This is a genomic window from Microbacterium sp. SCN 69-37, from assembly GCF_001724435.1.
Taxonomy (GTDB): Bacteria; Actinomycetota; Actinomycetes; order Actinomycetales; family Microbacteriaceae; genus Microbacterium; species Microbacterium laevaniformans.
In genome coordinates, this window is record NZ_MEEL01000047.1 from 1 (window position 1) to 26136 (window position 26136).

The 26136-nt window shown below is 69.6% G+C and carries 26 protein-coding genes and 3 tRNA genes; 23 read left to right on the plus strand and 6 right to left on the minus strand.

Annotation, left to right across the window (positions count from 1 at the left end; translation table 11 throughout):
* The first annotated feature begins 385 nt into the window (after positions 1-385).
* Positions 386-1429, plus strand: a complete 1044-nt coding sequence (locus ABS64_RS12915) for an ATP-binding protein (protein WP_363331293.1) — start codon at positions 386-388, stop codon at positions 1427-1429.
* Between the two features lie 441 nt (positions 1430-1870).
* On the opposite strand, the gene ABS64_RS12920 is transcribed toward ABS64_RS12915, so the two are convergent.
* The 3 genes from ABS64_RS12920 to ABS64_RS12930 all read right to left on the minus strand — a co-directional run bounded on the left by ABS64_RS12920 (position 1871) and on the right by ABS64_RS12930 (position 2189).
* Positions 1871-1934: transfer RNA gene (locus ABS64_RS12920), tRNA-OTHER, on the minus strand.
* Positions 1935-2015: 81 nt separating this feature from the next.
* Positions 2016-2089, minus strand: a tRNA-Asp gene (locus tag ABS64_RS12925).
* Positions 2090-2116: 27 nt separating this feature from the next.
* A tRNA-Glu gene (locus tag ABS64_RS12930) sits at positions 2117-2189 on the minus strand.
* Positions 2190-2460: 271 nt separating this feature from the next.
* Here ABS64_RS12930 and ABS64_RS12935 point away from each other — a divergent pair.
* Complete coding sequence (locus ABS64_RS12935; RefSeq protein ID WP_036285972.1) at positions 2461-3864, plus strand: M23 family metallopeptidase; 1404 nt, start codon at positions 2461-2463, stop codon at positions 3862-3864.
* A 65-nt stretch (positions 3865-3929) separates the two neighbouring features.
* On the opposite strand, the gene ABS64_RS12940 is transcribed toward ABS64_RS12935, so the two are convergent.
* The gene (locus tag ABS64_RS12940; protein ID WP_036285974.1) at positions 3930-4463 is read right to left on the minus strand and encodes an inorganic diphosphatase; all 534 of its coding nucleotides are present in this window, start codon (positions 4461-4463) and stop codon (positions 3930-3932) included.
* Between the two features lie 28 nt (positions 4464-4491).
* On the opposite strand from ABS64_RS12940, the gene tilS reads away from it, so the two are divergent.
* The 15 genes from tilS (at position 4492) to lysS (ending at position 18375) form a co-directional block, all read left to right on the plus strand.
* On the plus strand, positions 4492-5535 hold the full coding sequence (gene tilS / locus ABS64_RS12945; RefSeq protein WP_233449444.1) for a tRNA lysidine(34) synthetase TilS: 1044 nt from the start codon (positions 4492-4494) through the stop codon (positions 5533-5535).
* Between the two features lie 114 nt (positions 5536-5649).
* Positions 5650-5931, plus strand: coding sequence for a type VII secretion target (locus tag ABS64_RS12950; protein ID WP_061682800.1), 282 nt, complete (start codon positions 5650-5652; stop codon positions 5929-5931).
* A gap of 753 nt (positions 5932-6684) precedes the next feature.
* Positions 6685-7809: an alpha/beta hydrolase gene (locus ABS64_RS12955; RefSeq protein ID WP_288119280.1), complete on the plus strand. Its 1125-nt coding sequence runs from the start codon at positions 6685-6687 to the stop codon at positions 7807-7809.
* A complete protein-coding gene (locus tag ABS64_RS12960) occupies positions 7806-8303 on the plus strand; it encodes a hypothetical protein (protein ID WP_036285980.1) in 498 nt (165 codons plus the stop codon). Before ABS64_RS12955 ends, ABS64_RS12960 begins: the two co-directional genes overlap by 4 nt.
* A gap of 38 nt (positions 8304-8341) precedes the next feature.
* Entirely contained in the window at positions 8342-8893 is a 552-nt protein-coding gene (gene hpt / locus ABS64_RS12965; protein ID WP_036285982.1) for a hypoxanthine phosphoribosyltransferase, read from the plus strand.
* A gap of 125 nt (positions 8894-9018) precedes the next feature.
* Positions 9019-11028, plus strand: a complete 2010-nt coding sequence (ftsH, locus tag ABS64_RS12970; protein ID WP_036319004.1) for an ATP-dependent zinc metalloprotease FtsH — start codon at positions 9019-9021, stop codon at positions 11026-11028.
* Between the two features lie 9 nt (positions 11029-11037).
* The gene (gene folE / locus ABS64_RS12975) at positions 11038-11628 is read left to right on the plus strand and encodes a GTP cyclohydrolase I (RefSeq protein ID WP_288119276.1); all 591 of its coding nucleotides are present in this window, start codon (positions 11038-11040) and stop codon (positions 11626-11628) included.
* The gene (gene folP, locus ABS64_RS12980) at positions 11625-12449 is read left to right on the plus strand and encodes a dihydropteroate synthase (RefSeq protein WP_288119274.1); all 825 of its coding nucleotides are present in this window, start codon (positions 11625-11627) and stop codon (positions 12447-12449) included. Before folE ends, folP begins: the two co-directional genes overlap by 4 nt.
* Positions 12446-12820, plus strand: coding sequence for a dihydroneopterin aldolase (folB, locus tag ABS64_RS12985; protein WP_288119273.1), 375 nt, complete (start codon positions 12446-12448; stop codon positions 12818-12820). Before folP ends, folB begins: the two co-directional genes overlap by 4 nt.
* Positions 12817-13404, plus strand: a complete 588-nt coding sequence (folK, locus tag ABS64_RS12990) for a 2-amino-4-hydroxy-6-hydroxymethyldihydropteridine diphosphokinase (RefSeq protein WP_292684025.1) — start codon at positions 12817-12819, stop codon at positions 13402-13404. Before folB ends, folK begins: the two co-directional genes overlap by 4 nt.
* Positions 13401-13895 (plus strand): DUF3180 family protein, encoded by a 495-nt coding sequence (locus ABS64_RS12995; protein ID WP_061682792.1) that lies wholly within the window; start codon positions 13401-13403, stop codon positions 13893-13895. The genes folK and ABS64_RS12995 overlap by 4 nt, the downstream gene beginning before the upstream one ends.
* Entirely contained in the window at positions 13840-14442 is a 603-nt protein-coding gene (locus tag ABS64_RS13000) for a PH domain-containing protein (protein WP_061682791.1), read from the plus strand. The genes ABS64_RS12995 and ABS64_RS13000 overlap by 56 nt, the downstream gene beginning before the upstream one ends.
* Positions 14439-16046 carry a PH domain-containing protein gene (locus ABS64_RS13005; RefSeq protein WP_292684028.1) on the plus strand — a complete coding sequence of 536 codons (1608 nt, stop codon included), beginning with the start codon at positions 14439-14441 and terminating at the stop codon, positions 16044-16046. Before ABS64_RS13000 ends, ABS64_RS13005 begins: the two co-directional genes overlap by 4 nt.
* On the plus strand, positions 16043-16744 hold the full coding sequence (locus tag ABS64_RS13010) for a DUF2520 domain-containing protein (protein WP_292684030.1): 702 nt from the start codon (positions 16043-16045) through the stop codon (positions 16742-16744). The genes ABS64_RS13005 and ABS64_RS13010 overlap by 4 nt, the downstream gene beginning before the upstream one ends.
* Before the next feature lie 80 nt (positions 16745-16824).
* Positions 16825-18375, plus strand: coding sequence for a lysine--tRNA ligase (lysS, locus tag ABS64_RS13015; RefSeq protein ID WP_288119833.1), 1551 nt, complete (start codon positions 16825-16827; stop codon positions 18373-18375).
* 51 nt (positions 18376-18426) lie between these two features.
* Here lysS and ABS64_RS13020 read toward each other — a convergent pair whose 3' ends face one another.
* Positions 18427-19191: an IclR family transcriptional regulator gene (locus ABS64_RS13020; protein ID WP_292684033.1), complete on the minus strand. Its 765-nt coding sequence runs from the start codon at positions 19189-19191 to the stop codon at positions 18427-18429.
* 184 nt (positions 19192-19375) lie between these two features.
* Between ABS64_RS13020 and dhaK the strand changes: the two genes are divergently transcribed.
* Genes dhaK through ABS64_RS13035 form a run of 3 tightly spaced genes read left to right on the plus strand, consistent with a single transcriptional unit; the run spans position 19376 to position 21778 of the window.
* Positions 19376-20368 (plus strand): dihydroxyacetone kinase subunit DhaK, encoded by a 993-nt coding sequence (dhaK, locus tag ABS64_RS13025; RefSeq protein ID WP_039412867.1) that lies wholly within the window; start codon positions 19376-19378, stop codon positions 20366-20368.
* 1 nt (position 20369) lies between these two features.
* The gene (gene dhaL, locus ABS64_RS13030; protein WP_288119838.1) at positions 20370-21032 is read left to right on the plus strand and encodes a dihydroxyacetone kinase subunit DhaL; all 663 of its coding nucleotides are present in this window, start codon (positions 20370-20372) and stop codon (positions 21030-21032) included.
* Positions 21029-21778, plus strand: coding sequence for an HPr family phosphocarrier protein (locus tag ABS64_RS13035; RefSeq protein WP_292684037.1), 750 nt, complete (start codon positions 21029-21031; stop codon positions 21776-21778). Before dhaL ends, ABS64_RS13035 begins: the two co-directional genes overlap by 4 nt.
* Positions 21779-21781: 3 nt before the next feature.
* Here ABS64_RS13035 and ABS64_RS13040 read toward each other — a convergent pair whose 3' ends face one another.
* Positions 21782-22915 carry a DUF4192 family protein gene (locus tag ABS64_RS13040; RefSeq protein ID WP_292684039.1) on the minus strand — a complete coding sequence of 378 codons (1134 nt, stop codon included), beginning with the start codon at positions 22913-22915 and terminating at the stop codon, positions 21782-21784.
* Positions 22916-23031: 116 nt separating this feature from the next.
* Here ABS64_RS13040 and ABS64_RS13045 point away from each other — a divergent pair, with 116 nt between their 5' ends.
* The 3 genes from ABS64_RS13045 to ABS64_RS13055 form a co-directional block, all read left to right on the plus strand.
* Complete coding sequence (locus tag ABS64_RS13045; RefSeq protein WP_292684041.1) at positions 23032-23244, plus strand: hypothetical protein; 213 nt, start codon at positions 23032-23034, stop codon at positions 23242-23244.
* Between the two features lie 50 nt (positions 23245-23294).
* Positions 23295-24755, plus strand: a complete 1461-nt coding sequence (gene cls / locus ABS64_RS13050; protein ID WP_292684043.1) for a cardiolipin synthase — start codon at positions 23295-23297, stop codon at positions 24753-24755.
* 248 nt (positions 24756-25003) lie between these two features.
* Positions 25004-26136 (plus strand): Clp protease N-terminal domain-containing protein (locus ABS64_RS13055; protein WP_292684045.1); only part of this gene is annotated, 1133 nt, incomplete at its 3' end.

The window sequence follows — 26136 nt, forward strand, 5'->3', positions numbered from 1 at the left end:
TCGCGACGCGCTACGACAAACTCGCGCTCACCTACCGCGGCGGCGCCGTCCTACGAGCCATCACCCTCTGGCTCAAACGGTTAGGAGACACGCCCTAGGTCTTTGTCTGAACGACGTCCCGGCCGCGCCGAATGTGACCGACCAGCGATCCCGACAGCGGCCGAGAGTCATCCGCGCGTCCCCACTCGAACAGCGGCACGTCCGCGCACCCGGTGTTTTCGTCGACTATCGGTAGTTTCTCTCGTTGAGCGGGGTCGGTCGGGGCGGGCGTTCCTGCGCTATACACTGAAGTACACTAGGTACACAGAAGTTCACAGGAAGAAGGGAGATGTCGACGCAACCGCCGAATCCCTTTCGTCCCACGGCAGGAGCCGAGCCTCCGCACTTGATCGGCCGTGCGGGGTTGCTGGACGAGTTCGTCTACGGACTCAGCATCCGCTCCGGCGCGCCGGGTTTGTTGACCATCTTCACCGGCGCCAGAGGCATTGGCAAGACCGTCATGCTAGGAGCGGCGGAGGACGCCGCGCGCGCACGGGGATGGGTTGTAATATCGGAGACCGCTACGCGCGGATTCCTGGGTCGGATCGGTGAGTCCATGCGCACAGCCGCCGAGGAGATCGGGGACGGGCCGACAGGTCGCAGAGTCACCGGAATGAGCGCAGCTGGATTCTCGATCACTACCCAGCTGCCCCCGGAACAACAGGCTGGATGGCGCCAGATCGGCGAACGACTGCTGCACCTGCTGGACGAACGAGGTACCGGGCTGGCGATCACCCTCGATGAGATCCACGGTGCCGACCGCGACGAATTGGCCCAGTTGGCTGCTTCCGTCCAGCACTTTATCCGGGCCGGACTGCCGATCGCTCTCGTCTTCGCAGGACTTCCCGCTGCGGTCTCTGACCTGCTCAACGAAGGTGTGGCCACGTTCCTGCGTCGCGCCGACCGGATCGACCTGCACGCTGCGGCCATCGACGAGGTCGAGACCTCATTCCGTGAAACCTTCGCTGGTCTCACCCATCCGATAGATCCCGCGCTTATCCGGAGTGCCGCGGCGTCGACGGGCGGCTACCCATTTCTGATCCAACTGGTCGGCTACCACGTGTGGCAGTTGGCCGAGGCCACCGACGCTCCACTGACTGGGGAGAACGTCGAACTAGCTCTGTCCGCCGCTCACCGGCGTAACACCCGCGTCGTCATCGACGCGGCGCTATCCACGGTGTCACCCAAAGACCTCGACTTCCTGCGCGCCATGTCGGAAGACGATGGTCCATCGACGACTGCGGATATCGGTCGGCGGCTCGGAGACCGGAAAAACACGATAGGCAATTATCGCGCCCGGCTCATCGACGCAGGCCTGATCCAGCCAGCGGGACGAGGCCGGCTGGACTTCGCAATCCCTGGCCTCCGTGAGCATCTTCGCCGAATCTGACGTGAAGCGCGGCCGACGCGGATTTTCCTGCGGGCGACAGAATCAACGGCGAAGGCCGCTCACCGCGCTCGGGAGGTTCCGGCGAACTACAGATTCGATGGCACGAGAGGATGAGGGCGGTCCGTTGAACCGTCGTCTACCGCCGCGCAACCCTGCGAATCTCGACCACAAGATCAATAGCAGAGACTACAGATTCAATGTCATCGGACATTCGCCGCGTCGAAAGGCGCCGTAACCGGCACAAAACCGGCACAACGTCTCCGAAGAGCCCGTTTCGTCTCTCTCCGCTCGTTCAACGACCGGAGAGAGGAGGCGCGTTTCGTCTTGCTCCGTTCCTCCCGCGACGGGAGGCGAAAACCGCCCTTGAACAGGGCAAAGCAAAACCCCCGCCATGTAGAAGCTAGGCGAGGGTTTCTGGGACCGTTGTAACGACGGTCCGTGTGGCTCCGACGGGCGTCGATCCCGTGTTTTCAGTCGTGCGCTCTACCAACTGAGCTACAGAGCCGCGCGGCATCCGCTTGAAGAATCTGCCGCGTCCTACACGAAGGGCCCTCGATCTCGAAAGAAAAGGGCCCGTCGCTCGGAGCGACCCTGACGGGACTTGAACCCGCGACCTCCGCCGTGACAGGGCGGCACGCTAACCAACTGCGCTACAGGGCCATACGTATTCAGTTGTGTGTCGGAGAGTGACCCCAACGGGATTCGAACCCGTGCTACCGCCGTGAAAGGGCGGCGTCCTAGGCCGCTAAACGATGGGGCCGAGCGAACCCGGAGGCTCATTCTTACCGACGCTCAAGCATAAGAGATCATCCAGCAAATCGGAAATCGAGGGCGTGGGATGCCGTGCCGCGCGCTCTCCGCGGGGGAGGATGGCCGCGGGTGCGGCGCGTGCGAGCCTCCGAATGACCCCGGTCTCCCAGCGGTTTCATCACGAGAAACCCCTGGGCGAATGTGACGAATGTTGTTAGTGTGACGTGTGTTGCCATCGCGGGATGGCGGGGGTCGACGCGCGTGAAAGACGGAGGTTCGAGGTGAAGACCGACAAGTCCGCTTCGACGGAAGACTGCGGCTGCGCGCCGACCGCCACAGAAATGGCGGGCCTGCGCGGCCCGATGAGCCGGCGCTCCGCCCTCGGCCTCGCGGGCCTCGGCGTCCTCAGCCTCGGTGCCGTCAGTGCCTTCGGACTGCGGTTCAGCCCCTCCGCGTTCGCGGCCGACTACCCCTCGTGGGACGACGTGCAGAACGCCAAGAACAACGAAGCCGCCAAGGCCGCCGAAGTCACCCGCATCCAGGGTCTGATCGCCGCGCTCCAGGCCGACGTCGAGGCGAAGCAGGCCGAAGCGCAGCGGCTCGCGAGCGAGTACCTCGCCGCTCAGGAAGCGTTCGAGCAGGCCGCCGACGAGGCAACCGCGCTGCAGAGTCAAGCCGATGCGGAGTCCGCCCGCGCGACCGAGACGGCCAAGAAGCTCGGACGCCTCGCCGCCCAGCAGTACCGCGCCGGCGGCGGCGATCCGTCGATGGAGCTCTTCTTCTCCGGCTCCGCGGCCAGCGCCGACGACCTGCTCGCCAAGCTCGGCACGATGGACCGCCTCGTCGCGGCCAACCGCGGCGTCTACGCCGACGCGGTCAGCGCTCGCAACAATGCGCAGAGCCTCAGCGACAAGGCCAGGGTCGCCCGCGACGAGCGCGACCGCCTCCAGCAGGAGGCGCAGCAGAAGATGCAGGCCGCGCAGGATGCCGCGACCGCCGCCCAGGCCGCGCTCGCCGAGCAGGACAAGAACCTCGGCACCCTCCAGGCCCAGCTCGCGGCCCTCCAGGACCAGACCGCGAAGACGGTCGCCGACTACCAGGCCGGCGTCGAAGCCGCCCGCAAGGCCGAGGAGGCGCGCCAGGCCGCCCTCGCCGAAGAACGCCGCAAGCAGGCCGAAGCCGAAGCGGCCGCCAACGCCGGGAACGGCGGCGGAGGAGGCGGTGGTGGTGGCGGAGGCGGCGGCGGTGGCGGCGGTTCCGCCGGCACGGATGGGTGGGTGCGCCCGGCATCCGGCTACATCAGCTCGTGGTTCGGCAACCGCGGCACCATCTGCGGCCCCGGAGGCTGCGTCACCGGGCACCGCGGCATCGATTTCGCCACCGCCTGCTGGTCGCCGATCTACGCCGCCGCGTCGGGCCGGGTCGTCTACGCCGGCTGGGGCGACGGCTGGGGCAACTACGTCAAGGTCGACCACGGCGGCGGCGTCATCACCGGCTACGCCCACATCGTCGACGGCGGCTACAACGTCAGCTACGGCCAGTGGGTCAACGCGGGCGACGTCATCGCGTACGTCGGCAACACCGGGGTCTCGACCGGCTGCCACCTGCACTTCGAGGTCTACTGGCAGGGCGTGCGCATCGACCCGGCACCCGTGCTCTACGACCACGGCATCAACGTCTACTGACGAGTGCTGCAACGCAGAAGAGCGGATGCCGACCGGCATCCGCTCTTCGCGTGTGAGACCGGGTCTCAGATGGTCTTGGGGGCGTGGCCCTCACCCTGGGTGGCGGTCTGCGCACCCTCGTCCTGGAAGCGCTGGAACGCCTCGGCGACCAGGCGCTCGGCCTCTTCGGCGCCGGCCCACTGGTCGACCTTGACCCACTTGCCGGGCTCGAGGTCCTTGTAGTGCTCGAAGAAGTGGCCGATCTCGCCCTTGGTCCACTCGTCGAGGTCGTCGACGTCCTGGATGTGCGCCCAGCGCGGGTCCTTCGCGAGCACCGCCACGACCTTGTCGTCGCCGCCGGCCTCGTCGAGCATCTTCAGCACGGCGACCGGGCGCACCTTGGCCATGACACCCGGGTACAGGTCGCGATCGAGCAGCAGCAGCACGTCGAGCGGGTCGCCGTCCTCGCCGAGGGTGTCCTCGAAGAAGCCGTAGTTCGCGGGGTAGCCCATCGGCGTGAACAGCACGCGGTCCAGGAACACCCGGCCGGTGCCGTGGTCGACCTCGTACTTCACGCGGCTGCCGCGCGGAATCTCGATGACGGCGTCGTATGCGCCCATGCTGGTTCTCCTTCGGAGGGTCTGGTGGATGCCGGCATCCAGCCTAGTCGGCAGGCTCGCAGTCGCTAGCGTGGATGCCGTGGACCACCGCCCCAGCCTCGACCCCGCCGTCGCCGAGATCCGTCGGGCGGTGCGCGCCGTCCTCGCGACGGTCTCCGGTCCCGTGCTGGTGGGGCTGTCCGGCGGCGCCGACTCGCTCGCGCTCGCCGACGCGGTCGCGTTCGAGGCGCCGAAAGCCGGGGTCACGGCATCCGCGGCGATCATCGACCACGGTCTGCAGGCGGGATCCGACCGCGTCGCCGCCCGCGCGGCCGCCGTCGCGGAGGAGCGGGGCCTGCCCGCCCGCGTCATCCGCGTCGAGGTCGGTGCGGAGGGTGGGCCCGAGGCCGCCGCCCGCGATGCCCGCCGCGCCGCCCTGCTCGCCGCCGCGAAGGATGCCGGGGCCGAAGCGATCCTGCTCGCCCACACCCTCGACGACCAGGCCGAGACCGTGCTTGTGGGTCTCGCTCGCGGATCCGGGGCCGCGAGCCTCGGGGGCATGTCGCCCGACCGGGTCGAAGACGGCATCCGCATCCTGCGTCCCCTGCTCGACGTGCGCCGTGCAACCACCCGCGCCGCTTGCACCGCGGCGGGCCTGCCGCCGTGGGAGGACCCGCACAATCTCGACCGCCGGTTCCTGCGTGTTCGCGTGCGCCAAGACGTCATGCCCGTGCTCGAAGCCGAGCTCGGCCCCGGCGTCGCCGAGGCGCTCGCCCGCACGAGCGATCAGCTGCGTGAGGATGCCGCCGCCTTCGCCGAGATGATCGACGAGACGATCGAAGACATCGTCGAGCACGCCGAAGCCGGCATCGCGGTGTCGGTGCCCGCGCTCGCCGCCAACCCGCCCGCGCTGCGTCACCGCATCATCCGCCACGTCGTCGCGAGCGAGTTCGGCGTGAGCCTCACCCGCACCCAGACCCTTGAGGTCGCCCGGCTCGTCACCGACTGGCGTGGCCAGGGCCCGATCGACCTCCCCGGATGCCGCGCCCACCGCCGCGGGGCGCGGGTGACCTTCACAGCGCTATCCGCGTGAACCCCGCCGGGGCATACACGCACGCGTGTCGGGCTGAAGGCCACGAGGGCAGTTCTCCCCATCGCCGCGTGGACGCGGATCGCACAAGATGGATACGAAAGAGCGGAGACGACGGTGAGCGATCTGAGGGTCGACGAAGAACACCTGCGTGCCGCTGTGACACAACTGAACTCGGCCAGCACTCCCGTGGCGGGCGCGTGCGACGCCACCGATGCGTGCGGCTCGACAACGGTCGAAGCGGCGCTCGGTGAGGTCGAGACGATCGTGAGGGGCGCGCTGGCCGCACTCGTCGACGTGGCGACGCGGGCTTCGGCTGACGTGTCGACTGCCGCTCAGGTCTTCGACGATGCGGATACCTCACTCGCGCAGGGCAGATCAGGCGGAGGGGTGCGATGAGCCTGCCCATGATCGACGGCGACCCGGCCCAGGGCGATCCCGACGGCATCCGTGGCCTCGCGCAGATCTTCACACACCGTTCCTCCGACCTCACCGAGCGTTCGTCGCACACCTCGTCGGCTTCCGCCGAGCTCGGCTCCACCAAGTCCGAGACCACGGGCGCACTCGTCGCGCGCACGTCGCTGCTCACGCAACGCTTCAGCGAGGCGTCGACCGCCAGCCTCGACGCGGCACGCATCCTCAACGACTACGCATCCAGCCTCGACGGCTTGAAGGCGCTCGCCGCGCGTCGGTTGCAGACGGCATCCGACTTGTATGACCGGTTGCAGCGGCGACGCCACGAAGCGATGAACCAAGCCTCGGAGGCTGTCGTGGGATGGGCGATCCCGTGGGACCAGGTCATCTCGTCGAGCATCTACCTCTCAGATCGTGGCTACCTGACCCGCTGGCAGAGCGCCATCGACGATTACCGGAGCGCGGCTCGTCAGTACAACGGGCTGCACGCCGACCGGAAATCGCTGGACGACAGCACCGCGCGCAGCCTCCGGGGCATCTCCTTGGTGGCAGCCGTCGGGCGCGGCGGCGCGGTGTCGGCGGGGGGGCCTGGCGGCGGCGACGTCGGTATGGGCGGGCGACCTGAGTGCGCTCACCGCGGCATCCATCGCGAGCCTCGGCGATCCGAAGACGATCCGCGAGGTCTGGAACGCGCTGAGGCCCGCGCAGCGGGAGAAGCTGACGTCTGCCGACCCGCTGGTGATCGGAAACCTCGACGGCATCCCGCTGCGCGACCGTGTCACGGCAAATCGGATCAGTATCCAGAACGAGATCGCGCGTCGTCGATCCGAGGTCGACGATCTGCAGAAGCAGATCGACGAGCTGTCGGCGCACCCCACTCGCGGATCCAGTGCGCTGATCTCGGTGCTGCGTGCGAGGATCGCGGAGCACGAGACCTACGTCTCCTCATACCAGGACCTGCTCGAGAAGAAGTGGGAGTGGAAGGACGAGAACCGCCAGCCGGTGTCGCAGGTCGGTGTCAACGTCGTGGTGTTCGACCCTACGTCGTCCGCCATCGGGTCGTACTACGGGCCGATCGATCCGCAGACCGGTGACATCCCGGCCTGGGTGAAGCACACCGCCGTATCGGTGCCGGGCACCGGAGCCAACATGGCGGACTTCTCTGAAAGTCGCGCGCAGGACCTCTACTTGGCGTCCGGCTACGACTCGGCGGTGTTCCAGTGGGCGGGCGGCGCGTTCCCGCAGACGATTCCCGAAGCGACGCAGGCGTCGTACTCCGAGAAGCTCGCGCCTCGCCTCGCGTCGTTCGTCGACTCCGTGAACGTGCCCTCCGGTGCGACGATGACGGTGCTCGGGCATAGCTACGGAGGGGCGACCGTCGGCCTCGCCGAGAAGGCGGGCATGCACGCCGACCGCATCCTCTACGTCTCCGCCGCGGGGATGGGGCGCGGGGTCGCCGGCGTCGAGGACTTTCCGAACACGGCCCACGTGCCGCACTACTCGATGATGGCTCGACACGATGCCGTCGTCGGCCTGATCCAGGGCAACAACGGCGATTGGAATGCCATCCACGGCCAGTCGCCGCTGAACGCGCCCTCCGTGACGCGGCTGGAGACGGGGTTCGTGGATGCGAGCGATCACGGCAAAGGCGACATGGAGAGTACGGGCGTGATCGACAGTCACAGCAAGGTCTTCACCCGCGGTTCGACGTCATTCGACAACATGGTGGCCGTGATCACGGGGTCCCAAGCCGAGCTCTTCGCCCCCGACGACCTCGTCAACACCTACAGTGGGGCGGGCCCGGTGTTCATCGATGGAGTCGATAGCCCGGACTACAGCCCGCACTATATCGAGGTCAAATGAACAGGCGCCGTCTCCTCGTCCTGGCCGCGGTCGTCGCGGCATCCATCTCCTTGGGAGGTTGCATGTCCCCCCCGCAGCACAGCCGACTCGACGACTACCGTGCTCAGGCGGAGAAGCTCAGTGACGAGCTGATCGCCACCATCCCTGCGACCCTCGCCGGCACGACGGGCGCGTTGAATTCCCGCATGACGCTCGGCGCCGACATCTCGTCGCATGAGGACGCGGACGCGCCGGCGTGGTGGAACGTCGACCGCTCGGTCACCCCCGCTCCCGTCGCGAACGCGGCGAAGGATGTGGCGGCGGCCATGGCCGCCCACCTCACCGCCGGAGGCTGGTCGGAGAAGAACGTCCGCGCCGACGGCGAGCGAACGATCGACGGCTACCGCAAGGACGGGTGGTATGTGGAGATCGCGTGGTATTCCACGGCTCCCGGCAAGGCCGAAGCCCTCGATCTCGCCATCGTGAGTCCCCAAACCGTCCGCGGCGATCACTAGCGTCCAACCGGTGAGCGACGCGTGCCTAAAATCGAGGAATGCGCGCAGCCGACATCGCTGACCAGCTGTCCACCGTCCTCGTCACCGAGGAGCAGATCCACGACAAGCTCGGTGAGCTCGCCGCGCGCGTCGAGGCCGACTACGCCGGCAAGGATCTGCTGCTGATCGGCGTGCTGAAGGGCGCCGTCATGGTGATGGCCGACTTCTCGCGGAAGCTTCGCCGCGACGTCGTCATCGACTGGATGGCCGTGTCGTCCTACGGCGCCGGCACGAAGTCCAGCGGTGTCGTGCAGATCCGCAAGGACCTCGACACCGACCTCACCGGCAAGCACGTGCTGATCGTCGAGGACATCATCGACTCGGGCCTGACCCTCAGCTGGCTGCTGGAGAACTTCGCGTCGCGCGGCGCCGCCTCGATCGAGATCCTCGCGCTGCTGCGCAAGCCCGAGGCGGCCAAGGTCGAGATCGACTGCCGCTACGTCGGCTTCGACATCCCCACCGACTTCGTCGTCGGCTACGGCCTCGACTACGACGAGCGCTTCCGCAACCTCCGCGACGTCGCGGTGCTCGCGCCGCACGTCTACAGCTGAACGCAGCGCAGGGCGTTCGACTCGCTGCGCTCGCTCAACGACCGGGGGGTGCGCGGCCGCTCCCGGTTCGCCTGTGGCGAATGCACAGACGCCCCATAGTTGCCGCGCGGTAGCCTGAGCGGATCATGGACTTCAAGAAGCTCAGCCGCAACCCGTTCGTCTACGTGTTGCTCATCGGCGCCCTGTTGCTGATCGGCATGTCGCTGATCTCGACGCTCACGGGCGCGAAGCAGATCACGACGCAGGAGGGTCTGACGCTCCTGAAGGGCGGCACCGTCACCCAGGTGACCAACACCGACGGCGACCAGCGCGTCGACATGACCCTGTCCGCGCCGTTCCAGGGCGCCACACAGGTGCAGTTCTACTACGTCGGCGCGCGCGCCAACGAGGTCGTCTCGGCCGTGGATGCCGCGACCCCGAAGGACGGCTACAACGACGTCGTCCCGCGCACCACCTTCTTCGAGAGCCTGCTGTCGCTGCTCATCCCCATCCTGTTGCTGGGTCTGCTCTTCTGGTTCTTCTTCTCCGCGGCCCAGGGCGGCAACAGCAAGGTCATGCAGTTCGGCAAGTCGCGCGCGAAACTCGTGACGAAGGAGACCCCGACGGTCACCTTCGCCGATGTCGCCGGTGCCGACGAGGCCATCGAGGAGATGCAGGAGATCAAGGACTTCCTGAAGGACCCGGCGAAGTTCCAGGCGGTCGGCGCCCGCATCCCGAAGGGCGTGCTGCTGTACGGCCCTCCCGGAACCGGTAAGACCCTGCTCGCGCGCGCCGTCGCCGGCGAGGCCGGCGTGCCGTTCTACTCCATCTCCGGCTCCGACTTCGTCGAGATGTTCGTGGGCGTCGGCGCGAGCCGCGTGCGCGATCTGTTCAACCAGGCCAAGGAGAACGCGCCGGCGATCATCTTCATCGACGAGATCGACGCCGTCGGCCGCCACCGCGGTGCCGGCATGGGCGGCGGTCACGACGAGCGCGAGCAGACACTCAACCAGATGCTCGTCGAGATGGACGGCTTCGACCCGAAGGCCTCGGTGCTGGTCATCGCCGCCACGAACCGTCCCGACATCCTCGACCCGGCGCTGCTGCGCCCGGGCCGCTTCGACCGTCAGATCGGCGTGGATGCCCCCGACCTCAAGGGTCGCCAGCGCATCCTCGAGGTGCACGGCCGCGGCAAGCCGCTCTCGCCCTCGGTCGACCTCGCCGTCATCGCGCGCAAGACGCCCGGCTTCACCGGTGCCGACCTCGCGAACGTGCTGAACGAGGCCGCGCTGCTCACGGCGCGCTCCAACGCGCAGCTCATCGACATGCGCGCACTCGACGAGGCCATCGACCGCGTCATCGCCGGTCCGCAGCGTCGCACGCGCATCATGAAGGACAAGGAGAAGCTCATCACCGCGTACCACGAGGGTGGTCACGCCCTCGCGGCGGCGGCGATGAACAACACCGACCCGGTCACGAAGGTCACCATCCTCCCGCGCGGCAAGGCCCTCGGTTACACGATGGTGCTGCCGCTGGAGGACAAGTACTCGGTCACCCGCAACGAGCTGCAGGACCAGCTCACCTACGCCATGGGCGGCCGTGTCGCGGAGGAGATCGTCTTCCACGACCCGACCACCGGTGCGAGCAACGACATCGAGAAGGCCACCGGCATTGCCCGCAAGATGGTCACCGAGTACGGCATGACCACCGATGTCGGACCCGTCAAGCTCGGCTCGTCGTCCGGCGAGGTCTTCATGGGCCGCGACATGGGTCACGGCCGCGACTTCTCGGAGCGCATCGCCGAGCGCGTCGACAAGCAGGTGCGCGATCTCATCGAGCAGGCCCACAACGAGGCCTACGAGGTGATCAACGCCAACCGCGACATCCTCGACAAGCTCGCCCTCGCCCTCCTGGAGAAGGAGACGCTCGACCACCTCGAGCTCGCCGAGATCTTCCGCGACGTCAAGAAGCTGCCGCCGCGCCCGCAGTGGCTCTCCAGCGACGACCGCCCCGTCTCGATGCTGCCGCCGGTGGACGTGCCCCGTCGTCAGGACGAGGCCGGGCTGGCTGCGGCATCCGTCGCGGAGGAGCAGCCCGCGGCGCAGACGGCGGCGCAGCGGCGTCCGAGCGGGCAGGCGCGCCCCGCAACCGCCTAGGCTCGTGACGTGGCCGTCGATCGAGACCGCGTCGCCGCCGCCGTGCGCGACATCCTCGTCGCGATCGGGGAGGACCCCGACCGCCCGGGGCTGAAGGCGACCCCGCAGCGGGTCGCCGACGCCTACGCGGACTTCTTCTCCGGGGTGGGGCAGGATGCCGCCGAGCCGCTCGCCCACACCATCAGCGTCTCGCGCGGGCCGGCGCCCGACACGCTGCCCTCCGGTGCGGTACTGCTGCGCGACATCCGCTTCCGCTCCGTCTGCGAGCATCACCTGCTGCCCTTCGCGGGGCGTGCGCACATCGCGTACCTGCCGGGTGAGCAGGTGGTGGGCCTCGGGGCGCTCCCCAAGGTCGTCGACGTGCTCGCGGCCCGCCCGCAGGTGCAGGAACGGCTGGGAGAGCAGATCGCCGACACCATCGCCGCGGCCCTCGATGCGCGCGGGGTGCTCGTCGTGCTCGCCGCACGCCACGAGTGCGTCACGATGCGTGGGGGACGTCAGCCGGATGCCGCGACGATCACCATCGCCGCGCGCGGCGAGCTGGCCGAGCCGTCTGCACGCGCCGAGATCATGATGCTCGTGACGGGGACGCCCGCATGACCGCGATCATGGGCATCGTCAACGTCACCCCCGACTCGTTCAGCGACGGCGGGCGCTTCCTCGCGGCCGACGCCGCGATCGCGCACGGCCTGTCGCTGCGCATCGACGGCGCCGACATCCTCGATGTCGGCGGAGAGTCGACGCGGCCGGGCGCCGAGCGGGTGACCCCGGCCGAGGAGCAGGCGCGCGTGCTGCCCGTGGTGGCGGCGCTCGCGGCGGAGGGCGCTCTCGTCAGCATCGACACGATGAACGCGAGCACCGCGCAGGCGGCGATCGATGCCGGCGCGCGCATCGTCAACGACGTCTCGGGCGGGTTGGCAGATACCGACATGCTCGGGGTGGTCGCGGCATCCGACGTCGACGTCGTCCTGCAGCACTGGCGCGGCCACTCCGCCGACATGTACGCCCATGCGGCCTACGCGGACCTCGTCCGCGACCTCGTCGCCGAGCTCGAGGGACGCGCGGAGGCCGCCGCGGCCGCGGGGATCTCGCCCGAGCGGGTCATCCTCGATCCGGGAATCGGCTTCGGCAAGCGCGGCCCGCAGAACTGGGAGGCGCTGCGCGCCCTCGAGCGCATCGTCGCGATCGGGCCGCGGGTACTCGTCGGCACCAGCCGCAAGCGCTTCCTCGCGGAGGCGCTCGCGCCTGCCGACGGCGCGGAGGTCTCGACCCGGCGACGCGACCTCGCGACCGCCGTCACGAGCGTGCTCGCGACGCAGGCCGGAGCGTGGGCCGTGCGCGTGCACGACGCCGCAGCCACCCGCGACGCGCTCGCGGTGTGGGCGCGGTGGAGCGGTGAGAACGACGGAGGAGGCGCATGAGCGACCGGATCACCCTCACCGGCATCCGGGCCACCGGCTACCACGGGGTCTATGAGCACGAGCGTCGCGAGGGCCAGGTCTTCATCGCTGACGTCGTGCTGGAGCTCTCGCTCGCCGACGCCGCCCGCAGCGACGACGTGGCCGACACCGTGCACTACGGCGAGTTCGCCGACCAGGTCGCCGCGGTGCTCTCCGGAGACCCGGCCGACCTCCTCGAGACCGTCGCGCAGCGCATCGCCGATCGGGCCCTCGCGTACGCCCGGGTGGATGCCGTCGAGGTCACGATCCACAAACCGCAGGCGCCCATCACGGTGCCGTTCGACGACGTGAGCGTGACGATCCGTCGCGCTCGTGAAGGAGTGCCCACATGAACCGCCGCCTCGCGCAGGGCTTCTCCGACGACATGCCCGCCCGCGACTCCGCCGAGACGGTCGCGGTGATCGCGATCGGCGCGAACCTGGGCGACCGGCAGGCGACGATGACGGCGGCCCTCGAAGAGCTCGCGCGTCTGCCGCTGACGACGCGTGTCGTCGCCTCAGCGCCCATCGAGACGGTGGCGCTGACGCTGGACGGTCCCGATGAAGAGGCCCCCGCATACCTCAACGCCGTCGCGCTCGTGACGACCCGCCTCGCCCCCTCCGTGCTGCTCGGGTACCTCCACGCGATCGAAGAGGCGCACGGGCGCCCGCCACGCCGGGTCGATGACCTCCGCTGGCAGAGCCGCACGCTCGATCTCGATCTCATCGCCTACGGCGACGTGCGCTCGGACGATCCGGCGCTGACCGTGCCGCACCCGCGCGCGGCGGAGCGGACGTTCGTGCTCGAGCCGTGGCTGCAGGTCGACCCCGAGGCCGTGCTGCCCGGCGTCGGTCGCGTGCGCGACCTCCTCGCAGACCTGCGCGATGCCGAGGCGTCCGCGGATGCAGAGCCGGCGCCGGACGGGGGCGCGGCGTGAAGCGCACCAAAGCGGGCACGATCGTCGTCGCCATCGCGATCGGCGTGTTCCTCGGGTTCGCCGTCGACCAGGTGCTGACGGCGACAGGACGCCCCACCTTCACGCCGTCGTTCCTGTTGCCGATCCTGCTCGTGCTGCTCGGCATCGCCCTCGTGCTGTTCGCCCTGCCGATCCGTCGGGCGACCGCCGGTGCGCAGACCGCGCCGGTCGATCCCTTCCGGGCCGTCCGCGTCGCGATGCTGGCCAAGGCGTCGACCCTCGTCGGCGCCGGTGTCGCCGGTGTCGCGGCGGGACTTCTGGCCTTCCTGATCACGCGACCGGTCGCGCCCTCGTTAGGCTCGACAGGACCGGTGATCGCCGCGATCGTCGGCGGCCTCGTGCTGGTCGCGGCGGGGCTCGTCGCCGAGCACCTCTGCACCATCCGGAAGGACGACGATGACGAACACCCCGGACCTCCCGAACCAGGATTCGGCCTCTCCCACCACGACTGACCTCGAGCCCGGGGGTGGCGTGCTCGACGCGGGGACCTACGACCGCCTCCTCGAGCCGCGCAGCGCCAACCGGCTGCCGCTCGGCGACGGCACCTGGCACCTGTTGTCGCGCAACTACGTCTGGGTGCGGCTGATCTCGACGCTCGCCGTCCTCGCGCTGGTCCTCGCCGCCGCGGTGGTCGGCGCCGTCCTGCTGCGGCTCGGCTGGGTGTGGATTCCGGCGGGTGTCGTCACGGTCGTGACGGTGTGGACGCTCGTGATCCTCCCGCGCCAGGCCCGCGCCTACGGCTACCAGCTGCGCGAGGACGACCTCGTGTTCCGCCGCGGCATCCTCTGGCAGAGGATGGTCGCGGTTCCTTATGGCCGGATGCAGCTCGTCGACATCACCCACGGTCCCCTCGACCGGGTCTTCGGCATCGCTCAGCTCAAGCTCGTGACCGCCGCGGCGACCACCGGTGTCGTGATCCCCGGGCTCACGCAGCCCGCCGCCGAGCTGCTGCGCGACACCCTGATCGCGGTGGCAGAGACCCGACGGACCGGCCTGTGACCGATCCCGCCGCCGTCGCCGACGTGCGCTCGCCGCTCAGCGACGGCGAGTGGCACCGGCTGCACCCCCTGACGCCCGTGCTGCGCGGCGGGCTGTTCCTCGTCGTCGTGCTCGGCATCGTCATCACGAACCTGCGCGACCGCATCATCGGCTGGCTCTTCCCGGCCGTCGCCGACCTGGAACGCTACGAGGCCGACCCCGTCGACTACGTCGTCAGCAACAACCTCATCCTGCTCGCGCTTGTGGCGGTGCTGGCCGTACTGCTGCTCCTGCTGGGCGGCTTCTGGCTGTCGTGGCGCTTCCACACGTTGCGCATCACCGGCGACGACGTCGAGGTGCGAAGCGGCATCCTCTTCCGCACCCACCGCCGCGCGCCGCTGGATCGGGTGCAGGGCGTCAACCTGACCCGCCCGATGGTCGCGCGGCTCCTGGGCGCGGCCAAGCTCGAGGTCGTCGGCGCGGGACTCGACAGCAACGTCAAGCTCGAATACCTCTCGACCACCAACGCCGAGGCCGTGCGCGCCGACATCCTTCGCCTCGCCTCCGGCCGCCAGCTCGCGCGAGCCTCGGATGCCGCAGGATCCGTGCCCCGCGGGCGGGCTGCCGTCGCCACCGTCAGCGCGGCGCTCACCGGGCTGATCGACGGCGCCGAACAACCCGTCGCCGAACCGGCATCCGTCGTGCACATCCCGCCGGGAAGACTCATCGGCTCTCGGCTGCTGTCGGGGTCGACGCTGTGGCTGCTGGTCGTGGTCGCCGCCATCATCGTCGGCTCGGTCGTCGGCACCCCCTGGGTGCTGTTCACGCTCGTGCCGGCCGCGCTGGGGTTCGCGGCCTACTGGTTCCGTACGATCACCCGCGCGCTGCGCTACTCGATCGCCCCCACGCCCTCGGGGGTGCGCATCACCTTCGGACTGTTCACGACCATCACCGAGACGTTGCCGCCGGGACGCGTGCACGCTTTCGAGATCCGTCAGCCGCTGCTCTGGCGCGGCTGCGGCTGGTGGTCGATCCGGGTCAACCGGCTCTCGGGGCGCTCGGCCAATGACGCGCAGTCGCAGCAGTTCGCGGACGTGCTGCCCGTCGGCACCCGCGACGACGTCGAGCGGGTGCTCCGCCTGTTCCTTCCCGGGATCTCGGCTGCGCAGTGGCAGGAACTGGTCGTGCACGGCCTGCTCGGCCCGTACGACGAGAGCGACCCGTACGTGACGACCCCGCGGCGCGCGTGGTGGTTGCGGCCGCTGTCGTGGCGTCGCAACGGTGTGCTGCTCACCCCCGACGCGATCCTGCTTCGCCGCGGACTCATCTGGCGCTCGCTCGTGATCCTCCCGCTCGCGCGCCTGCAGTCGGTGGCGCTGTCTCAGGGCCCGATCGGCCGCTCGCAGAAGGCGGCGACCCTCACCGGGCACACCGTCGCCGGGCAGGTGCCCGGAGCCGTCGGGGCGCTCGACCGAGACGATGCGGTCGCCGTGTGGCAGCAGGCGGCGACGGCGGTGATCGCGGCCGCCGCGAGCGATCGTTCACACCGGTGGGATGCCGCGCCGCCGGCCGACCCGACACCGACGACGATCGCGACCATCGACGAAGAGGAAGGACGCGCATGAGCGGCGCGAGCAGACTGGGAGTGGGGATCATCGGCGCCGGGCGCGTCGGCCCCGTCATCGGGGCGGCTCTCGCCGGCGCCGGACACGCCCTCGTCGGCATCACGGCCGGCTCCGACCGCGACCGGGTCGAAGCGATTCTGCCCGGGGTTCCCGTGCTCGACGCCGACGAGATCGTGCGCCGCAGCGAGCTCGTGGTGATCGCCGTTCCGCACGACGAACTGCCGAGCCTGGTCGCCGGTCTCGCCGAACTCGATCGCTGGCAGATCGGGCAACTCGTCTTGCACACCGATCCCGCGTGGGGGACCGATGTGCTCGCCCCCGCGGCGCGCCGCGGCGCGATCCCGCTCGCGGTGCATCCCGCAGTCACCTTCACGGGCAGCTCGATGGACCTCCGGCAGCTGCACGATGCGTTCGCGGCGGTCACGGCGCCGGCCGCGGTGCTGCCGATCGCGCAGGCGCTCGCCGTCGAGCTGGGCTGCGAGCCCGTCGTCGTCGCCGAAGCCGACCGCGCCGCCTACGGCGAGGCCATCGCGACAGCGACGGCGTTCTCGGCATCCGTCGTCCGCCAATCGACGTCGCTGCTGCGCTCGGCCGGCATCGAGGAACCCGGACGCTACCTCTCGGCGCTCGTGCATTCCGCCGTCGACCGGGCGCTGCAGGACGGGTCGCCGCTGATCGACGACGTCCTCGGCGGCTGACCGCGCGGGTCGCGGTGCGCCGGAGGGCGCGCGGGCGGGCCTCGATAGACTGGAACGTCGATTCCGAGGAGCCCCGCACCATGACTCAGACGCCGAACGCCGCGTCCACGCCCGTCCCGGCCGCCCCTGACGCCGAGGGAGCGGACCTCGCCGACGTGCACGAGCAGAAGGCGGTACGCCTCGCCAAGCGCGAGCGGCTGCTTGCCGAGCGGGCGGATGCCGCGGGCGGCGCCTACCCGGTGACCGTCCCGGTCTCCGACACCATCGCCGCTCTGCGCGCGCGCTACGCCGATCTCGAGGCCGGTGCCGAGACCGGTGTCACCGCGTCGGTCGCCGGACGCGTCGTGTTCAGCCGCAATACGGGCAAGCTGTGCTTCGCGTCGCTGCAGGCCGGCGACGGCAGCCGCATCCAGGCGATGGTGTCGCTCGCCGAAGTGGGCGAGGAGTCGCTGCAGGCCTGGAAGGACCTCGTCGACCTCGGCGACCACGTCTCGGTGACCGGTCAGGTCATCTCCAGCCGCCGCGGCGAGCTGTCGATCATGGTCACCGACTGGGTGATCGCGGCGAAGGCGCTGCTGCCGCTGCCGAACCTGTACAGCGAGCTGAGCGAGGAGAGCCGGGTGCGCTCGCGCTTCCTCGATCTCATCGCCCGCGATCAGGCGCGGGAGACGGTCATCGCGCGCGCCAAGGTGAATGCGTCGCTGCGCCAGACCTTCACCGATCACGGCTTCCTCGAGGTGGAGACTCCGATGCTGCAGGTGCAGCACGGCGGGGCGGCGGCGCGGCCCTTCGTGACGCACTCGAACGCGTTCGACGCCGAGCTGTACCTTCGCATCGCTCCCGAGCTCTTCCTCAAGCGCGCCGTCGTCGGCGGCATCGACCGCGTGTTCGAGATCAACCGAAACTTCCGCAACGAGGGTGCCGACTCCACCCACAGCCCCGAGTTCGCGATGCTCGAGGCCTATCAGTCCTACACCGACTACAACGGCATCGCCGACCTCACGCAGGAGCTCATCCAGAACGCGGCGATCGCCGTGGCCGGCTCGACGACGGTCACGTGGGCCGATGGTACGGAGTTCGATCTCGGCGGACAGTGGGATCGCATTTCGATGTACGCGTCCCTCTCGGATGCCGCGGGCACTCCGATCACGCCCGAGACCCCGCTGGACGAGCTGAAGGCGCTCGCCGCGTCGGTGGGCGTGGAGGTGCCCGAGAAGGTCGCGACGCACGGCAAGTACGTCGAAGAGCTGTGGGAGCACTTCGTGAAGGGCGGCCTGGAGCGGCCGACCTTCGTCATGGACTTTCCCCTGGACACCTCGCCGCTCGTCCGCGAGCACCGCACCGTCGCGGGTGTCGTCGAGAAGTGGGACCTGTACGTGCGCGGCTTCGAGTTGGCGACGGGATACTCCGAGCTCGTCGACCCCGTCATCCAGCGCGAGCGCTTCGTCGAGCAGGCGAAGCTCGCGGCCCGTGGTGACGATGAGGCGATGCGCGTCGACGAGGAGTTCCTGCGCGCGCTCGAGCACGGCATGCCCCCGACCGGCGGCATGGGAATGGGCATTGACCGACTGCTCATGGCGATCACCGGACTCGGCATCCGCGAGACGATCCTCTTCCCGCTGGTGAAGTAGCCCGCGGGGCGCGTCGACGCGCTGCGCGCGCTCAACGGCCCGTGGCGCTGATCAGACCGCCGCGCCCGCTCGGGGCGGCCAGCTCGGAGCTCCCAGGTCGCGGGAGATCGCCTGTGCCGCGTCGCGCAGTTCCTTGAGGACTGCGGCATCCAGCTCCGATGCCGGCGCGGGGAAGACGACCCCGAGCGCCGCGATCACCGTGCCGTCCTCGCCCGCGACCGGAACGGCGACGGAGGCGTCGCCGATGACGGCCTCTTCGTTCTCGGTCGCCAGCGCACCGTCCCGCACGACGATCAGCTGCTCCTGCAGCGCGGCCGTGTCGGTGACCGTGTCGCCGGTCAGGTCGGCCAGGGGGTGGGCGAGCACCTCCGTGCGGATGTCGTCGTCGTAGGCGAGCAGCACCTTTCCGAGGGCGGAGGCGTGGGCCGGGAGGGTGATCCCCGTCTCGGGCATCTGCTCCGTGCCGTCGGGCCGGCGATCGTGGTGGATGACGAGGACGTCCGTGTTGTGCGCGACACCCAGCCGACAGGCGAGTCCGGTGCGATGCGACAGGTCGTGCATGCGCCGCAGCGACCGTGCGCGCACGTCGAGGGTGTCGAGGTACACGCTCGAGAGGGTGAGCAGCGCCGGGCCGAGGGCGTAGCGGCTGCCGCGCGCCTCCTGAATCACCAGACCGTGTTCCTGCAGCGACTTCACGAGGCCGTGCACCGTCGACGGCGGCAGGTCGAGGGCGACGGCGAACTCGCTGATGCCGAGGCGCCGCGCACCCTGCAGCAGGGAGAGGATGCGCGCGGCGCGGTCGATGGACTGGATCATCCCGAGACCTTTCGCGCGCGGACGGTTGACGTCACACTACCTCTTGACACGGGTGCAAATGGGGCAGATATTCGACATAGACGAATCGCAGTCGATGATGTCGAAAAGCCACCCCCGCGACGAGGCCGTCGAAGAACGCCGGCGAGAACCACCTGCGACAACTCAGTGAAGAGGAGATCCGCGCATGAAGAAGCTCATCAACTCGGCCGAATCGGTGCTCGCCGATGCCCTGCGCGGCGTCGCGGCCGCCCACCCCGAGCTCACCGTCGACCATGAGAACCGCGTGGTCATCAGCAACGCCCCCCGCGAGGGTCGCGTCGCGCTGATCTCGGGCGGCGGTTCGGGACACGAACCCCTGCACAGCGGCTTCGTCGGCGCGGGCATGCTCGATGCCGCGTGCGCGGGCGAGGTGTTCACCTCGCCGACGCCTGATCAGATGCTGGCCGCGGCCCAGGCCGTCGATTCCGGTGCGGGCGTGCTCTTCATCGTCAAGAACTACACGGGTGACGTGCTCAACTTCGAGATGGCGGCCGAACTGGCCGCCGACGAGGGCATCGCCTCGGAGTCGGTGATCGTCGCCGACGACGTCGCGGTGAAGGACTCGACGTGGACAGCCGGGCGTCGCGGTGTCGGCACGACCCTGCTCGTCGAGAAGATCGCCGGGGCGGCGGCGGCCGAGGGTAAGAGCCTGGCGGAGGTCAAGGCCGTCGCCGAGCACGTCGCCTCGCACGGGCGCTCGATGGGCGTGGCGCTGACCAGCTGCACCGTGCCCGCGGTCGGTCACCCGAGCTTCGATCTGCCGGATGACGAGATGGAGATGGGTGTCGGCATCCACGGCGAGCCAGGGCGCACGCGCGTGCCCCTGGCCCCTGCGCACGACATCGCCGCCGAGCTCGTCGAAGCGATCACCGCTGACCTGGACTTCACGGGCGCTCCGGTGATCGCTCTGCTGACCGGGCTCGGTGGCACGCCGCTCATCGAGCTGTACGTGATGTACGCCGACATCGCCGACGCCCTCGCGGCGAAGGGCGTCACGGTCGCCCGCAGCCTCGTCGGCGACTATGTCACGAGCCTCGACATGGCGGGCTGCTCTCTCACCCTTCTGCGCGCCGACGACGAGCTGCTGCGCCTGTGGGATGCTCCCGTCGAGACGAGCGCCCTGCGGTGGGGACGTTGAGATGACGGATGCCGCGACGACGGACACCGTGACCCTCGATGTTCTCGACCGGTGGGTGCGGCTCAGCGACGCCCGCCTGACGACAGAGGCCGACCATCTGACCGCGCTCGACTCCGCGATCGGCGACGCCGATCACGGCACCAACATGCTCCGCGGCTTCACCGCGATCGTCGCGAAGCTGGATGCCACACCGCCGCAGAGCGTTCCGGAGTTCTTCAAAGCCGTCGGCATGACCCTCGTCAGCAAGGTCGGTGGAGCGAGCGGCTCGCTCTACGGCACCCTCTTCCTCGACATGGGCAAGAACGCGCCCGCCGGAGCATCGATGTCGGCCGCGGAGTGGGCGCACGCGCTGTCGGCCGGCGTCGCTGCGGTCGTCGCGCGAGGTCACGCGCAGCCGGGCGACAAGACGATGATCGACGCGTTCGGTCCGGCGCTGACCGCACTCGAGGCCGCCCTGTCGGGAGGAGCGACACTCGCCGATGCCGCGGCGGCCGCAGCCGACGCGGCCGAGCAGGGCAGCGCCGACACCGAGCCGCTCGTCGCCCGGAAGGGCCGCGCCTCGTACCTGGGTGAACGCAGTGCCGGTCACGTCGATCCGGGGTCGGCGTCGACAGCCCTGCTGCTGAGAGCATTCGCGGACGCCGCCGCGGGGGAAGCCGCGTGATCGGCTTCGTCATCGTCTCGCACAGTGAAGCTCTGGCCCAGGCCGCCGTCGATCTCGGGATGCAGATGATCCACGGCGAGGCCCCGGCGGTGCGGATCGCCTCGGGAGCAGACGGGAGCTTCGGCACGGACGCGGCGGCCATCGCAGACGCCATCGATGCGCTCGCCGACGCCGACGGTGTGCTGATCATCACCGATCTCGGCTCAGCGGTGCTCAGCTCGGAGCTCGCTCTGGATCTGCGGACGAGCACCGTTGCGGTGCGTATCAGCGACGGGCCGTTCGTGGAGGGGATCACCGCGGGGCTCGTGCGAGCGGCGGCGGGCGGAGGCCTCGACGACGTTGCGAACGAGGTGTCGACAGCGCTCGCGGCGAAGCAGGCGCACGCCCCTGCGGCATCCGCGGACGCGCCGATGCCCCCCGCGGCCTCCGACGCGCCCGCCGGCGCCCTCGGATCCGACGCGTCCGTCGAGGCGGTGCTGCGCAATCCGATGGGCTTGCACTCGCGGCCGGCGGCCCTCGTCGTCAAGGCCGTCGGCGCCTTCGATGCGGACGTCTCGATCGCGAACCTGACGACTGGTGCCGGCCCGGCATCCGCCCGCAGCATGATCGGGCTGCTCGCGCTGGGAGCCGGGGGCGGCGCCACCGTGCGCATCAGCGCGAGCGGACCGGATGCCGCTGCCGCCGTCGAAACGGTTCGTCGGCTCGTCGACGACGGTTTCGGTGAGCTCGACCAGGCGCCGGCCTGATCTCTACCGCGCACGGAACGCCCAGTCGGGCAGGTGTCCGGCGGCGACGAACGACCCGACGATCTCGGCCAGGCCGTGCCGGGGGTCGGCGTGGAGTGCCTGGCGGACGTAGGCGTCGGCGTGGGTGGAGCGTCCACGCGCCCAGGCAATCCAACCGCACACCGCCAGAGCGCCCGCCCGGCGCTTCTTCGGCATGAGGGCGGCGACGTTGCGCGCCAGGCGCAGCGCCGCGTCGAGACGCTCGGCATCGGGTCGCGGGCCGTCGCCCCACATCACCTCGGCGAGATCGCTCGGATACAGCTCGCCGTCCTCCCAGCGCCGTTGGGCCTCCATGGCCGCATCTCCGCCGTCGACGTCACTGGCCCACTGCACGAGCGCGACGTCGCGCAGTCCTGCGCGGGCGAGGCACCAGCCGATCGACGCGGCATCCATGGGAGCCAGATCATCCGGGTTCCACGACAGTGCGCGCTCGAACAGCGCCGGGAGGTCGTCGAGCGCGCACGCGGCCTCCAGCGCCGCCGGGTCGATGCGATCGGGCGCGGCCCCACTCACCCGCGGGATGCCGCAGATGGTCTCGAGTGCCGCGTCCAGCGACCGCAGCGCCTGTCCGACGGCCCGCCGACGCGCAGCGCCGGGTATCGGCAACTGTGCGCCGGCCGCCTGGTCCACCGCGGGTGGGCCGTCCACGGCTTCGGGCGGCAGATCGTCGCGCGGGGCGATGCGTGCGCGGTCGTGGCCGCCGGGCGGCAGCCGATTCGACAGCGCCGATCCCCAGCCGTTCGCGGCGACGACGAAGACCTCCGCGACCGGCAGCCCGCACTCGTCGGCGCGCGTCCGGAGGGCGGCGATGACCGCCGGGTGGGGGAGACGTGGCGACGGATCGTCGCCGATCTCGGCATCCGTGTAGACGACCAGTACCACCGCCTCGACGTCGACGATTCGACAGGCCATGCCGATGATGCTGGCGGCGGCGCCGGCCGCCGCGGTCTCGGACGGAAGGTCGACCCGCATCACGCCGAGCGTGCGTCCCTGCGACAAGGGCACGACCACGACGCTGTCGCGCGGCGTGCAGCCGAGCAGGTGCGGAAGAACGGAGAGGAACTGTGCCGCATCGGCGGCGCGGACGATCGTGGACATGCCGAGAGTCTGGGCGTGCGGGCGCGGGAGCTGCGCGTCGGCGGCGCCGTCGTGGACAACCCGCGACCCACTCGCTTCTGGGGAGGAGCCTGCACGCGGCGGCGTACCATGGAGCCATGGACTCGTACTGGACCGCCGTCGCCTGGTCGCTGCTGCCGACCGTCGTCGTGCTGGGACTGTTCGTGTTCGTGCTGCGCGCCATCATCCGGATGGACCGCTCCGAGCGTCGGGTCCACGCGCGCATCGAGAACGAAGAACGCGCCAAGCGCGGCTTGCCGCCCGTCGGCGCTGCCGACCCGGCGAGCCCCGAGGCGCCGCGCGCCACCTGAGTCGCCCGTTCTCGATACGCTGAGCGGAGTCCGACAGCGGGGAGAGCGACGTGGATCAGACCGGATGGGCGCTCGCCTGGGTGATCCTGGTCTTCGTCACCGACGTCACCGTGCGCATCCTGGCGATCATCATCGTGCCTCGCAACCGCCGCCCGACGGCCGCGATGGCCTGGCTGCTGGCGATCTACTTCATCCCGATCATCGGTGTGCTGCTGTTCCTGCTGATCGGCAATCCTCGGCTGCCTCGCAAGCGCCGCAAGAAGCAGCAGCAGATCAACGATTACATCCGCACGACGAGTCACGGGCTCGACCTGGGCACCCTGCGCCCCGATCCACCGCAGTGGTTCGCACAGCTCGTCCGCCTCAACCGCAACCTCGGGGCGATGCCGCTGTCGGGCGAGAACGCCGCGACCATCATCTCCGGCTATCAGGACAGCATCGACGAGATGGCTGCGGCGATCCGTCAGGCGACCACGTACGTGCACGCCGAGTTCTACATCCTGCAGTGCGACGACACCACGGCCGGATTCTTCGATGCCCTCGAGGATGCCGTGAAGCGCGGTGTCGTCGTGCGGGTGCTGCTGGATCACTGGGCCAACCGCGGCAAGCCGTTCTACGCGCAGACGTGCCGGCGACTCGATGCGATGGGAGCGACGTGGCAGCTGATGCTGCCGGTGCAGCCGCTGCGCGGGAAGTACCAGCGTCCCGATCTGCGCAACCACCGCAAGCTGCTCGTCGTCGACGGCCACACCGCGTTCATGGGTTCGCAGAACGTGACCGACTCCACGTACAACCTGCGCAAGAACATCAAGCGGGGACTTCATTGGGTGGACATGATGGCGCGTCTGGAGGGGCCGGTCGTGGCATCGGTCAACGCGGTCTTCCTCAGCGACTGGTACAGCGAGACCGACGAGATCGTCGAGGGCATCGGGCTGTTCCAGGTGCACACCGGCAGCGGTGACCTCGACTGCCAGGTCATCCCATCCGGCCCCGGCTTCGAGTTCCAGAACAACCTCAAGCTGTTCATGACGCTGCTGTTCGCCGCACGCGAGAAGATCATCATCGTCTCGCCCTACTTCGTGCCCGACGAGGGGCTGCTGCTCGCGATCCAGACCGCCTGCCAACGCGGGGTCCACGTCGAGCTCTTCGTCTCCGAAGAGGGCGACCAGGCGATGGTCTACCACGCTCAGCGCAGCTACTACGAAGCGCTGCTGCGCGGCGGCGTCAAGATCTGGATGTACGAGAAGCCGTTCATCCTGCACTCCAAGTCGATGTCCGTCGACGACGAGGTCGCCGTCATCGGCTCGAGCAACATGGACATGCGCAGCTTCGGTCTGAACCTCGAGATCTCGCTGCTCGTGCGCGGCGAGGATTTCGTGTCGCAGCTGCGCGCCGTCGAGGACGAGTACCGCGCGCTCAGCCGCGAGCTCACACTCGAGGAGTGGGAGAAGCAGCCTCTGCGCTCCACGGTGCTCGACAACCTGGCCCGCCTCACCTCTGCGCTGCAGTAGCCCGCGGCCCGGCGCGTGCTTCGGTTGGCGCTCGCGCCGGAAACCGGCGGGCGAGTCCCGGCGTACGCGCCAACTGAACCCGCGGTGCGCCGCTGAGCGGGCGCGCACGAGCAGGGTGGCAGGTCGGCCCCGCGTCGAGCGGATGCCGGGGCGGTGCGCCGACGGCGAACACGGGCATACCGGCATTCGCTGATCGTTACCCTCGACGTAAGCGCACCAGAAGACGTGCGCCGGAGGAGTGTCGACGAATGTTCGAGAGATTCACGGACCGTGCCCGTCGTGTGGTCGTCCTCGCCCAAGAAGAGGCGAAGATGCTCAACCACAACTACATCGGCACCGAGCACATCCTGCTCGGTCTCATCCACGAGGGCGAGGGCGTCGCCGCCAAGGCGCTCGAGAGCCTGGGGATCTCGCTGGACGCCGTCCGCGAGCAGGTCCAGGACATCATCGGCCAGGGCCAGCAGCAGCCGACCGGCCACATCCCCTTCACGCCGCGCGCGAAGAAGGTGCTCGAGCTGAGCCTGCGCGAGGCGCTGCAGCTCGGCCACAACTACATCGGCACCGAGCACATCCTGCTCGGCCTCATCCGCGAGGGCGAGGGCGTCGCCGCACAGGTGCTGGTCAAGCTCGGCGCCGACCTCAACAAGGTGCGCCAGCAGGTCATCCAGCTGCTCAGCGGCTACCAGGGCAAGGAGCCCGCGGGTGTCGCCGCCGGCGCGGGCGAGCAGAACCAGCAGGCCGCCCAGGGCGGTTCGGCCGTGCTCGACCAGTTCGGCCGCAACCTCACGCAGGCCGCGCGCGACAACAAGCTCGACCCCGTCATCGGGCGCGAGAAGGAGATCGAGCGCGTCATGCAGATCCTGTCGCGCCGCTCGAAGAACAACCCGGTCCTCATCGGCGAGCCCGGCGTCGGCAAGACCGCCGTCGTCGAGGGTCTCGCCCAGGCGATCGTGAAGAACGACGTCCCCGAGACACTGAAGGACAAGCAGGTCTACTCGCTCGACCTCGGCTCGCTCATCGCCGGTTCTCGCTATCGCGGTGACTTCGAGGAGCGCCTGAAGAAGGTCACCAAGGAGATCCGCACGCGCGGCGACATCATCGTCTTCATCGACGAGATCCACACCCTCGTGGGTGCGGGCGCTGCCGAGGGCGCAATCGACGCGGCCTCGATCCTGAAGCCGCTGCTGGCCCGCGGCGAGCTGCAGACGATCGGCGCCACGACGCTCGACGAGTACCGCAAGCACTTCGAGAAGGATGCTGCGCTCGAGCGCCGCTTCCAGCCGATCCAGGTCGCCGAGCCGAGCCTGCCCCACGCGATCAACATCCTGAAGGGGCTGCGCGACCGCTACGAGGCGCACCACAAGGTGCAGATCACCGACGG

Coding starts and splice junctions, on each gene's coding strand:
- folB (WP_288119273.1), top strand. CDS start 12,446: ATGAGCGACCGGATCACCCTCACCGGCATCCGGGCCACCGGCTACCAC.
- tilS (WP_233449444.1), top strand. CDS start 4,492: ATGCCGGCATCCAGCCTAGTCGGCAGGCTCGCAGTCGCTAGCGTGGAT.
- ABS64_RS13045 (WP_292684041.1), top strand. CDS start 23,032: ATGGACTCGTACTGGACCGCCGTCGCCTGGTCGCTGCTGCCGACCGTC.
- ABS64_RS13000 (WP_061682791.1), top strand. CDS start 13,840: ATGACGAACACCCCGGACCTCCCGAACCAGGATTCGGCCTCTCCCACC.
- ABS64_RS13020 (WP_292684033.1), bottom strand. CDS start 19,191: ATGATCCAGTCCATCGACCGCGCCGCGCGCATCCTCTCCCTGCTGCAG.
- dhaK (WP_039412867.1), top strand. CDS start 19,376: ATGAAGAAGCTCATCAACTCGGCCGAATCGGTGCTCGCCGATGCCCTG.
- ABS64_RS13040 (WP_292684039.1), bottom strand. CDS start 22,915: ATGTCCACGATCGTCCGCGCCGCCGATGCGGCACAGTTCCTCTCCGTT.
- folK (WP_292684025.1), top strand. CDS start 12,817: ATGAACCGCCGCCTCGCGCAGGGCTTCTCCGACGACATGCCCGCCCGC.
- ABS64_RS12940 (WP_036285974.1), bottom strand. CDS start 4,463: ATGGGCGCATACGACGCCGTCATCGAGATTCCGCGCGGCAGCCGCGTG.
- ABS64_RS13010 (WP_292684030.1), top strand. CDS start 16,043: ATGAGCGGCGCGAGCAGACTGGGAGTGGGGATCATCGGCGCCGGGCGC.
- ftsH (WP_036319004.1), top strand. CDS start 9,019: ATGGACTTCAAGAAGCTCAGCCGCAACCCGTTCGTCTACGTGTTGCTC.
- lysS (WP_288119833.1), top strand. CDS start 16,825: ATGACTCAGACGCCGAACGCCGCGTCCACGCCCGTCCCGGCCGCCCCT.
- ABS64_RS12960 (WP_036285980.1), top strand. CDS start 7,806: ATGAACAGGCGCCGTCTCCTCGTCCTGGCCGCGGTCGTCGCGGCATCC.
- hpt (WP_036285982.1), top strand. CDS start 8,342: ATGCGCGCAGCCGACATCGCTGACCAGCTGTCCACCGTCCTCGTCACC.
- folP (WP_288119274.1), top strand. CDS start 11,625: ATGACCGCGATCATGGGCATCGTCAACGTCACCCCCGACTCGTTCAGC.
- dhaL (WP_288119838.1), top strand. CDS start 20,370: ATGACGGATGCCGCGACGACGGACACCGTGACCCTCGATGTTCTCGAC.